This window comes from Streptosporangium sandarakinum (assembly GCF_050942225.1).
Classification (GTDB): Bacteria; Actinomycetota; Actinomycetes; order Streptosporangiales; family Streptosporangiaceae; genus Streptosporangium; species Streptosporangium nondiastaticum.
In genome coordinates this window covers 4,879,774-4,892,795 of the sequence record NZ_CP192034.1, presented here as the reverse complement: position 1 = coordinate 4,892,795, position 13,022 = coordinate 4,879,774, and the positions used below count along the sequence as shown (strand labels likewise).

The 13,022-nt window shown below is 72.7% G+C and carries 12 protein-coding genes; 8 read left to right on the top strand and 4 right to left on the bottom strand.

The features are described from left to right. Positions 1-59 precede the first annotated feature (59 nt). Both ACQP10_RS23020 and ACQP10_RS23015 read left to right on the top strand, forming a co-directional pair. A complete protein-coding gene (locus tag ACQP10_RS23020) occupies positions 60-605 on the top strand; it encodes a ferritin-like domain-containing protein (RefSeq protein ID WP_179828279.1) in 546 nt (181 codons plus the stop codon). 298 nt (positions 606-903) lie between these two features. After that, complete coding sequence (locus tag ACQP10_RS23015; RefSeq protein WP_433539693.1) at positions 904-1,689, top strand: hypothetical protein; 786 nt, start codon at positions 904-906, stop codon at positions 1,687-1,689. A gap of 57 nt (positions 1,690-1,746) precedes the next feature. Here ACQP10_RS23015 and menC read toward each other — a convergent pair whose 3' ends face one another. Genes menC through ACQP10_RS23000 form a run of 3 tightly spaced genes read right to left on the bottom strand, consistent with a single transcriptional unit; the run spans position 1,747 to position 4,209 of the window. Then, positions 1,747-2,847: an o-succinylbenzoate synthase gene (gene menC, locus ACQP10_RS23010; RefSeq protein WP_346022417.1), complete on the bottom strand. Its 1,101-nt coding sequence runs from the start codon at positions 2,845-2,847 to the stop codon at positions 1,747-1,749. 31 nt (positions 2,848-2,878) lie between these two features. Continuing rightward, entirely contained in the window at positions 2,879-3,727 is an 849-nt protein-coding gene (locus tag ACQP10_RS23005) for a GNAT family N-acetyltransferase (RefSeq protein ID WP_346022416.1), read from the bottom strand. Between the two features lie 41 nt (positions 3,728-3,768). Then, positions 3,769-4,209, bottom strand: a complete 441-nt coding sequence (locus ACQP10_RS23000; protein ID WP_389999128.1) for a histone-like nucleoid-structuring protein Lsr2 — start codon at positions 4,207-4,209, stop codon at positions 3,769-3,771. Positions 4,210-4,529: 320 nt separating this feature from the next. Here ACQP10_RS23000 and ACQP10_RS22995 point away from each other — a divergent pair, with 320 nt between their 5' ends. The 6 genes from ACQP10_RS22995 to ACQP10_RS22970 all read left to right on the top strand — a co-directional run bounded on the left by ACQP10_RS22995 (position 4,530) and on the right by ACQP10_RS22970 (position 11,565). Then, positions 4,530-6,350, top strand: coding sequence for an ABC transporter substrate-binding protein (locus ACQP10_RS22995; protein ID WP_346022414.1), 1,821 nt, complete (start codon positions 4,530-4,532; stop codon positions 6,348-6,350). A 3-nt stretch (positions 6,351-6,353) separates the two neighbouring features. Further along, positions 6,354-7,361, top strand: coding sequence for an ABC transporter permease (locus ACQP10_RS22990; protein WP_346022413.1), 1,008 nt, complete (start codon positions 6,354-6,356; stop codon positions 7,359-7,361). Further along, entirely contained in the window at positions 7,358-8,290 is a 933-nt protein-coding gene (locus ACQP10_RS22985) for an ABC transporter permease (RefSeq protein ID WP_246424771.1), read from the top strand. Before ACQP10_RS22990 ends, ACQP10_RS22985 begins: the two co-directional genes overlap by 4 nt. A gap of 103 nt (positions 8,291-8,393) precedes the next feature. After that, positions 8,394-9,551, top strand: a complete 1,158-nt coding sequence (locus ACQP10_RS22980) for an ABC transporter ATP-binding protein (RefSeq protein WP_433539692.1) — start codon at positions 8,394-8,396, stop codon at positions 9,549-9,551. Next, positions 9,548-10,558 carry an ABC transporter ATP-binding protein gene (locus tag ACQP10_RS22975; RefSeq protein ID WP_346022411.1) on the top strand — a complete coding sequence of 337 codons (1,011 nt, stop codon included), beginning with the start codon at positions 9,548-9,550 and terminating at the stop codon, positions 10,556-10,558. Before ACQP10_RS22980 ends, ACQP10_RS22975 begins: the two co-directional genes overlap by 4 nt. 5 nt (positions 10,559-10,563) lie before the next feature. Next, positions 10,564-11,565 (top strand): GNAT family N-acetyltransferase, encoded by a 1,002-nt coding sequence (locus ACQP10_RS22970; RefSeq protein ID WP_433539691.1) that lies wholly within the window; start codon positions 10,564-10,566, stop codon positions 11,563-11,565. 187 nt (positions 11,566-11,752) lie between these two features. Here the strand turns inward: ACQP10_RS22970 and ACQP10_RS22965 are convergent, their stop codons facing one another. After that, positions 11,753-12,973 carry an exo-beta-N-acetylmuramidase NamZ family protein gene (locus ACQP10_RS22965; RefSeq protein ID WP_389999112.1) on the bottom strand — a complete coding sequence of 407 codons (1,221 nt, stop codon included), beginning with the start codon at positions 12,971-12,973 and terminating at the stop codon, positions 11,753-11,755. Positions 12,974-13,022 lie beyond the last annotated feature (49 nt).

The following is a 13,022-nucleotide window of genomic DNA, read 5'->3' as shown; positions in this document are numbered from 1 at the left end:
GCCTCCGGGAGAATGGCAAAAACCGGCATAAAAGGGGCGAGATGGGTTAGAGGGGGCATATGGCTGAATTTCTCACCGACATCAAGGAGATCCGCGCCCGGGCCCGCCAGGAGATCGGCAAGGGGCCGATCACGTCCGCCTACGGCGCCGACCTTCCGCGGGTGATCCAGGTGTGCAACGAGGCGCTGGCCACGGAACTGGTCTGCGTGCTCCGATACAAGCGGCACTACTACACCGCCACCGGGCTCTACGCGGAGCCGGTGGCCGCGGAGTTCCTGGAGCACGCGGCGGAGGAGCAGGAGCACGCCGACCGTCTCGCCCAGCGCATCGTGCAGCTCGGCGGCGAACCGGACTTCAACCCCGAGACGCTGACCCTGCGCTCGCACGCCGAGTACGACGAGAGCCTCGACCTCGTCGAAATGATCAAAGAGGACCTGGTGGCCGAGCGGGTCGCCATCGCCTCCTACACCGAGATCGTCCAGTGGCTCGGCGACCGGGACGTGACCACCCGGCGCGTCTTCGAGGATCTCCTCGCCCAGGAGGAGGAGCACGCCGACGACCTCAAGGGCCTGCTGGAGAGGCTTCCCGCCGCGCTCGGGAGCTGAGCCGCCCCTCCCGTGTCCCACGCCGTTCCGGGCGGGCCGCTTCCGGCGCGTCGCGCGCTTGGGCGGGCCGCTTCCGGCGCGTTGCGCGGCCTTGGGCGTCGGAGGGTGACGACCACAACGCGGTATCGCCGTTGATTCCACCGGTAAATTTCCGGCTCCATCCATAAATCAAACGCCACGATTAACTATTTCTCGTTATCGCAGAAAGTGGCCGGGTATCTGGTGACCGGCGGTTTAGAAGATGCGTGGCGCATTAATAGGATGAAATGTCCGGAAAGGACTAATTATGAGTTCTTCGGTGGGCACAATGGCGAAGCTGTCGCTCGCCGCCCTGGGCACCGCCCTCCTCGCCGTGCCGGGGGGCGTCTGCCGGGCGGACACCGCCGGGTTCACGGCCGGGGAACCGGTCACCGGCGTCCGGGCCCCCGGCGCCCACGATCCCGGCGTCCACGGTCCCGGCGGCCGAGGGTCGAGCGCCCGGGGCCCCGGCGCGCACGGCTCCGGCGCCCGGCGGGACGACGCCGCGTTCCGGCAGGACAGGGCGGCCCCCGGACGGCAGGGCGGGAGGCTGTCCGAGCGGCGGGGCAGGGCCTCGGCCGAGCGGCAGGACGCGTCGCGGCGGCACGCCGCACCGAGGCGGCAGGCCGCCGCGCCGCAGCGGGACGAGGACGCGTCCACCTCCGAGGAGGCGACCGGCAAGGGACGGGGGCGGTTCGCCGGGCGGGAGGCCGTGGGCCGCAGCCGTCCGGGGAGGATGGGGGCGTCGAAGGAGCGCGGCGGGCAGGCTCCGTCCAGGCAGAGCCAGTCGCAGTCGGCCCCCTCCTCCGGGCAGGGGGGCGGCACGGCCGGGGCGGCCGGGCCGGACCGGGCCGAGGACCGCCCGGCGGTGCCCTTCGCCGGCAGGTTCGGCACGCACGGCAAGTACGGCCCGGACAGCGCCTTCAACCCCAGCGGGGGGGTCAACCGGCAGCTCAAGTACGGGCCGTTCCTCACCTGGCCGGTCCTCTGCGGCACGGCGGACGACCCCATGGGGTGCATGACCCAGTTCGTCCCCGACCTGGGCACCGGCACGCCGAAGCAGTGAGGGCCCGCCGGGCTTCCGGGGAGCGCACCGGGGTGGGTCGGGGCGCTCCCCGCCGGGTCAGAGCGGGATCCACTCCGTGGAGACGGTGACCTCGTCCAGGACGCCGGGCAGCGGGTCGACGCCGATGCCGGGGCCGGTGGGGACGTCGAGGTGGCCGTCGCGCAGCTCGAACGGGGCGGTGACGTCGGTGGCGAAGTAACGGCGCGAGGCGGAGGTGTCGCCCGGCAGGGTGAAGCCGGGCAGCGCGGCCAGGGCGAGGTTGGCGGCGCGGCCGACGCCGGTCTCCAGCATCCCGCCGCACCACAGCGTCACCCCGTGGGCGCGGGCCAGATCGTGGATGCGGCGGGCCTCCAGGTAGCCGCCCACCCGGCCGGGCTTGACGTTGATGATCGAGCACGCGCCCAGGGAGATGGCGGCGGCGGCGTGCCGGGCCGACTCGATCGACTCGTCCAGGCAGATCGGGGTGGCGATCCGCCGGGCGAGCCGGGCGTGCTGCACCAGGTCGTCGTCGGCCAGCGGCTGCTCGACGAGCAGCAGGCCGAAGGCGTCGAGCGCGGCCAGCCGGGGGGCGTCGCCGAGGGTGTAGGCGGCGTTGGCGTCGACCTGCAGGAGCAGGTCGGGGCCGAACCGCTCGCGCACGGCCCGCACCGGCTCCACGTCCCAGCCCGGCTGGATCTTCAGCTTGACCCGGACGTACCCCTCGTCCAGGTAGCCCGCCACGGTGTCGAGCAGCTCGGGGATCGAGTCCATGATGCCGACCGACACGCCGCAGGGCACCCGGTCGCGGGAGGCGCCGAGGAACGAGCCGAGGGACCGCCCCGAGGCGCGGAGCGACGCGTCCAGCACGGCGGTCTCCAGGGCGGCCTTGGCCATGCGGTGGCCCTTGAACGGCTCCATCGCCCGGTTCACGGCCTCGGCGTCGGCGTGCGCGGGCAGGGCGGGGATCAGGAAGCGGCGCAGCGCGTCGGCGGCGCCGTCCACGTACTCGGAGGAGTACAGCGGCTCCGACATGGCCACGCACTCGCCCCAGCCCTCGGCGCCGGGGGTGACGACCCGCACGAGCAGCACGTCGCGCTCGGTCTCCGTGCCGAACGAGGTGCGGAACGGCGCCACCAGCGGCATCGCGATCCGCCGCAGCTCGATTCCGGTGATCTTCATGGTGTGCGGCCCGCGCCGCCTCTCCTCTCACTCATGATCCGGACCGTCCCGCCGGTCCGGGCCGTTCCACGACGTAGCCGGCCCGGCGGTCGAAGCCGGCGACCAGGGCGCCCTCCGCCAGCAGCCCGCCCAGCACCTCCCGTACGGCGCGCCGCCACGCCCGGGCCGCGTCCGGGTCGGCCCGGCGCAGCGCCTCGACGTCCTCGGGCACCGCCACCAGCACGGTACGGGCCCCGGCCCAGGCCCCGGCCGGGACCGGCGACGGCAGGCCGTCCAGGACGGCCAGGCCGGCCACCGCGTCCGCGGGCACCTCCGGGACGTACGGCTCGCCCCGCGCGGCGGCCAGCACGCGCGGCTCCGAAAGGTGCCACACGGCGAGCAGCCGGTCCGACTCGTCCCCGGCGTTGATCGCGTCGTCCATGGCCCCGTAGAACGACGGGAGGTACTCCTCGGCGCGGGCGCCGAGCTTGGCCAGGTTGAAGTGGGCGTTGCGGCGCACCAGCGGGTCGTAGGTCCAGGCGATGCGGTCCAGGCCCCGCTCCAGCGCCCAGGCGCGCTGGTGCAGCTTCAGCGCGAGGCCGGCGCCGCGGCCGGGGAGGGCGCCGGTGACGTGGGAGTGCAGCGCCCGGCCGATCGGGGCGGCCAGGAACGCCACCGACGCTCCCGCCAGCCGCCCGCCCTCGTAGGCGCCCGCGACGTAGTTGCCCGCGTGCGACAGCGCCCGCATCAGCTCCGCCGTGATCGGCCGGTTGCCCGGATCGGGGTGCCAGATCGCGTCGAACAGCCGCACGGCGTCCTCGAACTCCCCGACGTCGCGCAGCTCGCGCACGTCGAGGCCGCCTCCATCACCCGTGCCGACCCCCGTGACCAGCTCGCTCACCTCCCCCAAGGGAGCGTAGCGCGGGTTCCCGGCGCGGGTTCCTACGCCGTCTCCGGCGCCTCGTCCCGCTCCGTCCGGGCCCGCCGTCCCGACGCCCCGGCCGCCCGCTCCGGCGCGTCCTCCCGGTCCGGTACGGCGTCGGGGTGGGCGGCGAGGAACCGGTCGAGCACCTCCTCCGGGACGCGGCCCCGGACCGGCACCTCCAGGCCCTGCTCGCGGGCCCACTCGCGGACGTCGGTGGTGGTGTGCCCGCGCAGGCGGACGGGGGAGTCGGCGGGCCGCCGCGCCCGCGACGCCTGCCTGACCTCCCGGGAGCTCTCCAGGACCTTCTCGATCAGGCCGAGGGCCTCGCGCAGCCGCCGCTGGTTGTCGTCGGACAGGTCGATGGCGAAGGTCCGGTTCAGCAGGGAGAACTCCCGCCTCGCCACGTCGGTGCCCTCGGAGTGGTCGAGGTCGTCGACCAGGATCACCTTCTGCGCCACGGCCGGCCCCTTTCCGGTGAGCTGCGTTCCGTCTCGGTCACGAGCGGGCATCATGCCGCGCCCCGCGGGGCCGTTCACGCACTTGACGGGCTCTTTGCCGCTTCCTGACCCATTGGCGGGTAGCCTCCCTGGACGTCCCCCGCGCGGCCGGCGCGGGCGTGCCGTGTCAGGGAGAGGCTCTCCAGGGCCCCCGATGGGCGATGAAGGAAAGTTACAGGATTCTCACAACACCTGGAGATTATTGACGCCCCTCGCGGGGCGACCATAGGGTCCGGTCAACCCCGGCTATCCCGGCCACGTAAGCCCCAACGGAGTGGTTCATGAAGCGACTAGCGGCCGTAGCGGCACTGCTCGGCCTCGCCGCCGTCACGGCGTGCAGCGGCAACACCGGAGACAAGCCCGCCGCGGGCGGCGCCGGCGGGGGTGGTGGCCTCTACACCACGATCGACGGCAACAAGCCCGGCCTCGACGTCAACGGCCCGTTCAACCCGTGGAGCCCCAAGGGCAACGCGTTCGCCGGCTACAACGTCATGAAGCTCGCCTGGACGAAGAACCACCTGACCGACCCGAACCAGTTCTACCCGGGCATCGCGGCGAGCTGGGAGATCGCACCGGACAACTCCTCGATCACCCTGCACCTGCAGCCGAACAACAAGTGGTCCGACGGCAAGCCGGTCACCGCCGAGGACGTCAAGTTCTCCATCGCCCTCGCCTACACCCAGGGCAGCACCGCCTTCGCCATCACCCCGGGCGCGGCCGGCGCGGCCTCCGAGGTCGAGGTGGTCGACGACAAGACCGTCAAGATCACCCAGGACATGAAGAACCCCAGCGTCACGTTCGTGCGCGGCGTCATGGACAGTGCGGTCGTGCCCAAGCACGTCTGGGAGAGCGTGCTGCCCGCCGACTTCTGGGACAAGCTCAAGGCCGCCCGCGGCGAGGGCGCCGACGCCGACAAGGCCCGCGAGGAGATCACCGCGCTGGCGGAGAAGGTCCTCGCCTTCGCCCCGCCCAAGGACGTCTCCGCCGGCCCCTACACGCTGGAGCGGATGAACCCCGGCGAGGCGCTGCTGGTCAAGAACAAGAACTTCTACAACGCCGCGAACGTCGGCCCCGACCAGGTCAAGCTGCTCAACTACACCGGCAACGAGCAGATCTGGAACTACCTCATCGCCGGCAAGCTCGACAGCGCGCCGTTCACCGCGGTGCCCACCGACGTGATGAAGCGCATCTCCGCCACGCCCGGCAACGGCGTCGTCAAGGGCTTCTCCCCGGTGGCGCTGGGCCTGGCGTTCAACCAGTCCAAGAAGCCCTACGACAACGTCCACGTGCGGCGCGGCCTGGCCTACCTGATCAACCGCGACGAGATCACCAAGATCGCCTCTCCCGAGGGCGGTACCCCGGCCGTCACCACCACCGGCATCCACCAGAAGCCCGCCGCCGACTGGCTCGGCGACGAGCTCGGCAAGCTGGAGCCCTACAAGCTGGACGTGGCCAAGGCGGAGGAGGAGTTCAAGGAGGCCGGCCTCAAGAAGGAGGGCGGCAAGTGGACGCTGCCCGACGGCAAGCCGTGGAAGTTCACCATCAACGTCCCGGCGCCGTTCTCCGACTGGGTCTCCGGCGCCAAGGCGATCACCAGCCAGCTCAACGCGGCCGGCATCGACGCCGAGGTCCTGAGCGTTGCCGACTACCCGATCTACCTGGAGGAGCTCGCGGCCGGCAAGTACGACGTCGGGTTCTGGCTGATCGCCCTCGGGCCCGCGCCGTACAACATCTTCCAGCGCCTCTACGGTCCCTCCAACGGCTGGTCGATCCTCAGTGGCAAGGTCAAGCACGCCGAAGCCGGCAAGAGCGGCAACTGGATGGGCGGCCCGGAGACCATCGAGGTCGACGGCGAGAAGATCAATCCCGGTGAGCTGACCGCCCAGCTGAACTCGGTCTCCGGTGACGAGCAGAAGGTCATCGTCGGCAAGCTCGCCAAGGCGGCCAACCAGGACCTGCCGGTGGTCCAGCTCTGGGACTACGTCAACACCCAGTTCGTCAACACCAACCGTTTCACCGGCTTCCCGGAGAACGAGAGTGACCTGCTCCGCCAGCCCGCCGGCGTGTGGATCCAGCTCGGCATGGTCAAGAAGAAGCAGTAACGCATGACGGTGCTCATCCGACGGCTCGCGGGTCACCTGGCCCGCGGGCTCGTCATGATCCTGATCGTCACCACGGTCAGCTTCTTCGTCATCCGCAGCGTCCCCGGCGACCCCATGGCCGCCAAGTACGAGAAGCTGGTCGAGCAGGGCATGTCCCCCGAGGCCGCGCAGCGGGCCGTCGAGGTCCTCTACGGCTTCGCCCCGTCGGGCGGCCTGTGGCAGCAGTACGTGGACTATATGGCCGGCCTGTTCCGCCTCGACCTGGGCCAGTCGCTCACCGTCCCGGGCGTGGGCGTGTCCACCGTGCTGTTCTCCGCGGCGAAGTGGACGATCCTGCCCGTGCTGGCCGGCACGCTGCTGAGCTTCCTGGTCGGCGTCGTCCTCGGCGTCTACGCCGCGGTCCGCCGCTCCGGCAAGCTCGGCGACGCCCTGGCGATCTCCGGGTCGCTGCTGCACGGCGTCCCGCAGTACGTGCTCGCGTTGCTGCTGATGGCGATCTTCACCACGCTGATCCCGATCCTGCCGGCGGGCGGCACCGCCGACATCATGTACGAGCCGGGCCTCAACGCCGGCTACATCGGCTCGCTGATCCAGTACGCCACGCTGCCGGTGCTGACCTACGCGCTGGCCTCCTACGGCGGCTGGATCCTGGCGATGAAGTCGAGCGTGGTCACCGTACTCGGCGACGATTTCATCCTCGCCGCCGAACTGCGCGGCATGAAGCGCGGCATCGTCTTCCGCTACATCGCCCGCAACGCGATCCTGCCGCTGTTCACGATCCTGGCCCTGTCGCTGGGCATGTTGTTCGGTGGCGCGATCTTCATCGAGCGGATCTTCAACTATCCCGGCCTGGGGCTGATGCTCATCGACAGCATCACCAACCGTGACTACGCCCTGATGGGCGGGGCGTTCCTGCTGATCACCGGGGCGATCATCGTCGCGAACATCGTGGCCGACCTGTTCTACACCGTCATCGACCCGCGGGTGCGCGGCGGCGAGGGGGCCCCATGACAGCGCAGACCATCACGGCGGCTGGCGGCGCCGCGGGCGGCGCCGGTCCGGGCACCGGACGCGCGGCCCTGCGCCGCAACTTCTGGCGCGGCGTCTGGCGGGTGCTGCGGCGCAAGCCCAGCCGCATGCTCGGCGCGGTCATCGTGGCCGGGTTCGCCCTCATGGGCGTGTTCGGGCCGATGTTCTACCCCGACCACCTGCCCCGCGACACCGCCGCGCTGTACGCGCCGCCGAGCTGGGAGCACCCCTTCGGCACCGACTTCGAGGGCACCGACGTGCTCGCGCTGCTCATCACCGGGTCGCGCTACGTCCTGCTGACCGCCCTGGTCACCGCCGTCATCACGGTGGTGCTTGGCGCGGCGATCGGGCTGTTCGCCGGGTTCCGGCGCGGCCGCTGGGACACCGTGCTCATGCGTATCACCGACATGAAGCTCACCATCCCCGGCCTGCCGCTGCTGCTGGTGCTGTCCACGGTGTGGAAGTTCACCAGCGCCCTCGAGATGGGCCTGGTGCTCGGCCTGCTCGGCTGGGGCGGCGTGGCGCGGGCGGTGCGTTCGCAGACCCTGTCGCTGCGCGAGCGCGGCTTCATCGAGGCCGCCCGCGGCCTCGGGCTGTCCACCACGCACATCATCGGCCGCGAGTTGCTGCCCAGCATGGCCCCCTTCATCGCGATGAACATGCTCATCTCCGTCACGGGCGCGGTGTACGCCCAGGTCGGCCTGTTCTTCCTGGGCGTGCTGCCGTTCGACGCCAACAACTGGGGCGTGATGCTCAACCTCGCGGTGTTCGGGGGAGGGGCGATGTCGTCGCCGGCCGCGCTGCCGTACCTCATGGCGCCGCTGCTGGCGATCCTGCTGCTCACCCTGGGCATCGTGCTCGTCGTCGACGCGATGGACGAGATCTTCAACCCCCGCCTGCGTGAGGAGTGACCGGGTGCCCACCACCGAGAACACCGCCGCGAGGAACGCGGGGAACGCCGGGAGAACCGGGAACGCGGGGAAAGCTGGAAATACGGCGAATGTGGCGAGCGCGATGAAGGCCCCCGGGGTGCGCGTCGACGGACTGACCGTCGTCTACCGGACGCCCGCCGGGGAGCTGCCCGCGGTCCGCGGCATCGACCTGGAGTTGCCCGCCGGCACCATCACCGGCGTGGTCGGCGAGTCCGGCTCCGGCAAGTCCACGCTGGCGCTGTCGCTGCTCAACGCGGTCCAGCCGCCGGGCAGGATCAGCGCCGGCAGCGTGGAGATCGACGGCCTCGGCGACGTGGTGAAGCTGCGCGGCGAGGACCTGCGCAAGGCGCGCGGCCGGCACATCGGCTACGTCTTCCAGGCCGCCCAGAACTCCCTCAACCCGCTCAAGACCGTCGGCAAGCAGCTCCTCGACCTGGGCCGCTCGCACGAGATCGAGGACCTGCGCGGCCTGGTCCGGGACGCCAAGGACCTGCTGGGCCGGATGGGCCTGGACGGCGCCCGCGTCCTCGACTCCCACCAGCACGAGCTGTCGGGCGGCATGCGCCAGCGGGTCGGCATCATGCTCGCGCTGGTGCTCAACGCCCACCTGGTGGTGCTGGACGAGCCGACGACCGCGCTCGACATGATCACGCAGGCGAACATCCTGCGGATCGTCCGCGAGGTCCACGCCGAGCGCGGCCTGACCACCCTCGTCATCACCCACGACCTCGGCGTGGTCGCCGAGGTCGCCGACCGGCTGGCCGTCATGTACGGCGGGCGGCTCGTCGAGCAGGGCCCCACCATGGACGTGCTGAGCGCGCCCCGCCACCCCTACACCCAGGGACTCATCCGGGCCATCCCGCGCCTGCTCGGCGACATCGACGAGGCGCGGGCCCTGCCCGGCCGCCCGCCGACGCTGGGCACCGTCCCGGCGCGGGGCTGCGTCTTCCGGGAGCGCTGCGCGCTGCGCATGGACGTCTGCGAGACCGAGGAGCCGCCGGTCGTCGTCCGGGGCCCGTCGATCACGGCCTGCCACGCGGTCGCCGCCGCGGACACGGGCGCGGACACGGCGGGTACGGCCACGGCCGGGGCGGACGCCGCACAGGACGCCGTACCGGACGCCGCGCATCCGGCGGAGACCGCGGACGCGCCGGAGTCCGCGGGGGCCGTGGGAACCGCGGGGGCCGCAGGGGCCGGGGAGCCGGCCGGGGTACAGGGAACGCGGGGGGAACAGCCGTGATCACCGGGCAGAACATCACCAAGACCTTCAAACAGCGCGGCGGCGTGCTCGCCGGCCGCGAGGTGAGGGCGCTGCGCGGCGTCGACTTCACCATCCCCAAGGGCGGGGCGGTGTCGTTCATCGGCGAGTCCGGCTGCGGCAAGACGACGCTGGGCCGCATCATCGCCGGGCTGGAGACCTACGACTCCGGCGAGATCACCATCGACGGCACCCCGATGTCGTCGCTGCGGCCCCGGAAGCGCCAGCCGTACTTCCGGCGGATCCAGATGATCCACCAGGACCCGTACTCGGCGCTCAACCCGACCCGCACCATCCACCAGACGCTGGACGCGCCGCTGTCGCTGCGCGCCGGGCAGACCGGACGGCCCCGCTCGTGGGTCGACGAGCGCGCCGAGGAGCTGCTGGCGCTGGTCGGGCTGGACCCGGGCTACGTGCTGCCGCGCTACCCGCACCAGCTGTCCGGCGGCATGCGCCAGCGCGTGGTCATCGCCCGCGCGCTGACCGTGGACCCGGAGATGCTCGTCGCCGACGAGGCCGTCTCCATGATCGACGTCTCGCTCCGGCTGGGCATCCTCGCGCTGCTGAAGGACCTGCGCGAGCGGCTCGGCGTGAGCGTGCTGTTCATCACCCACGACGTGGCGACCGCCCGCTACATCGGCGACGACGGCGAGCTCTACGTCATCTACCGCGGGCAGGTCATCGAGCGGGGGAACGTGGACACGATCATCTCCGCGCCCGTCCACCCCTACACCCAGTCGCTGTTGTCGGCGATCCCGGTGCTGCACGGCCTGGAGCGGCCGGGCGAGCAGCCGGTGGTGCCGACCGAGGCGCTGGACGAGAGCCACCACGACGCGGGCTGCCTGTTCGCCCGGCGCTGCCCGTTCCGCACCGACCGCTGCGAGAGCGAGCCGCCGGTGCTGGGCCGGGACGAGGAGTTCCCACAGGAGCACGCCTGCTTCCACCCTCGGCGCCGCGACGTCGTGGCCACACCGATCGAGCGAGGGTGAGGGCGATGGTGAGTCCCGTGGGAGGTGACGGCACGTTCGCCGCGCCCGGCACATCCGGCGCGTCCGCGGCCGGGAACCCGGCGGGCGCCCCCGGGGTTCCGGGCGAGCCCCGGGGAGTCCCCGGGGCCGGTATCCGCGAGGCCGGCCCGGACGACGCGGCGGCGCTCGGCGAGCTGGCCGCGGCCGCGCTCACCCTGGACGCGGCCGAGGCCCCGGACCTGGTGGCGAGCCTGTCGGCGCCGCCGGCGGAACGCCGCTGGACCGCACTGGTCACCGGTGACCTCACCGGCGTCGTCTTCGCCTCCGTCTCCGGACGCGACCCGTCGGCCGGGCACATCGACCTGCTGGCCGTGCACCCCCGCGCGCGGGGCGCCGGGCGGGGCCGCGCGCTGGTCGCCGCGGCCGAGGAGTGGCTGCGCGGGCAGGGGGCGGCCGAGGCCCGCTTCGCGGGCAACCCGCCCTGCTACGCCTGGCCCGGGATCGACGTGCGCTACACCCCGGCGGCGGCCCTCGCCGAGAGGATGGGCTACGAGCGCTACGACGTCGCCTGGAACATGACCGCCGGCCTGGCCGCCGACGCCGACCTGTCCACCGACGCCGACGCCGCCCGGCTGGCGGAGTCGGGCGTCGAGCTCCGCGAGGTCCGCACGGCCGGCCCCGGTGACCGCGACGCGCTGCTCGCCTTCGTCCGCGAGCACTGGAACGACAACTGGGCCTGGGAGGCCGAGCACGCCGGCGGCTGCCACTACGCCGTGCGCGGCTCGGAGATCATCGGCTTCGCCGCCTGGGGCGCCAGGCCCGCCTGGTTCGGCCCGATGGGCACCGCCCCGGCCGCGCGCGGGCTGGGCGTCGGCCGGGTGCTGCTGCGCCGCTGCCTGGCGGAGCAGCGGGCGGCGGGCCAGGAGAGCGCGCAGATCGGCTGGGTGGGACCGCTGGGGTTCTACTCCCGGGCGGCGGGCGCGCGAGCCGAGCGGGTCTTCTGGCTCTACCGCCGCACCCTGCGGTGACGGCCGGATGTCAACGGCCCGAACACCGGCGGCCCGCAGACCGGAACGCCGAGGGGCGCCGGTCCGGGCCGGTGAGGGCGACGGGCCGGGGGGTCATGGGCCGGCGGGTCACGGGCCGGATGGGCCGGTGCCCCGCCGGTTCGCGGAATCCGCGGTCCGCGGGCCGGTGACCCGCGGACCCGCGGGATCAGCGGTAGAGGAGCGGGTCGCCGCCCGTCCAGACCTCCGGGTGGCACGGCGGCGGGCACAGCCCGCGCGGGTCGTCCCCGGCGTCCAGGACGCGGCGCAGCGAGTCCGACCCCCACAGCAGGTCGGCGAAGTACGGCCGGGCGTTCTCCCCGGCCGGTCCGGCGTTCCCCTCGCCCTGCCCGGTTCCCTCGCCCTGCCCGGTCTCCTCGCCCGGCCCGGCGTCACCGCGCCGCCAGGCGAACTCCTCCGGGTGCAGCGAGCGCGCCAGGTGCAGCATCGCGACCCCCGTCAGCACCGGCCGGAACGCCCCGGCGTCGTGCACGTGGAGCTGCACGCCCCGCACGGCCACACCCGCGTGCTTGCGGAAGGCCGGGGTGAACCACGCGTCGCGGAACCGTACCCCCGGCAGGTCCAGGGCGTTCAGCCCGGCGGCGAACCGCTCGTCGAGGTAGGGCGCGCCGATCAGCTCGAAGGGGCGGGTCGTGCCGCGGCCCTCCGACAGGTTCGTGCCCTCGAACAGGCCGGTGCCGGGATAGACCAGCGCGGTGTCCGGGGTCGGCATGTTCGCCGAGGGCATCACCCAGGGCAGGCCGGTGGCCGCGTGCGGCATGTCGCGCCGCCACCCCTCGGCCGCGACGACCAGCAGGTCCGCGCCGATGGAGCGGTTGACGTGCCGCGCCAGCTCGCCCGCGGTCAGCCCGTGCCGCAGCGGGATCGCCGCGCGTCCCACGAAGCTGGCGAAGGCGGGGTCGAGGAGCGGCCCCTCCGCGACGGTCCCGCCGAGCGGGTTGGGCCGGTCCAGTACGGCGAAGCGCACCCCGAGCCGCGCGGCGGAGGCCATGAGGTCGTACATCGTCCAGACGTAGGTGTAGAACCGCGTCCCGATGTCGGCGATGTCGAAGACGAGGGTGTCGACCTTCGCCGCCTCCACCAGCTCGTCCAGGGCCGCGCTCCCGGCGCCGTAGGTGTCGAGGACCGGCAGGCCGGTGGCCGGGTCGGTGCCCGCCGCCTCGCCGTGACCGTCCTGGGCGGCGCCGCGCACCCCGTGCTCCGGGCTGAACAGCGCGGTCACCGGCACGCCCGCCGACAGCAGGGCGGTCACGCCCGGGGTGAGGTCGGGCAGCACCCCGGTGGGGTTGGTGACGAGGCCGATCCGCCCACCGCCGAGGAGGTCGGGGTCGTGAACAACTCGTTCGATTCCGGTCCGCACGAGTGACATCGCTCCATTCATAGAAGATAATTTGCAGAATAGAAGACTCTGGTGAAAA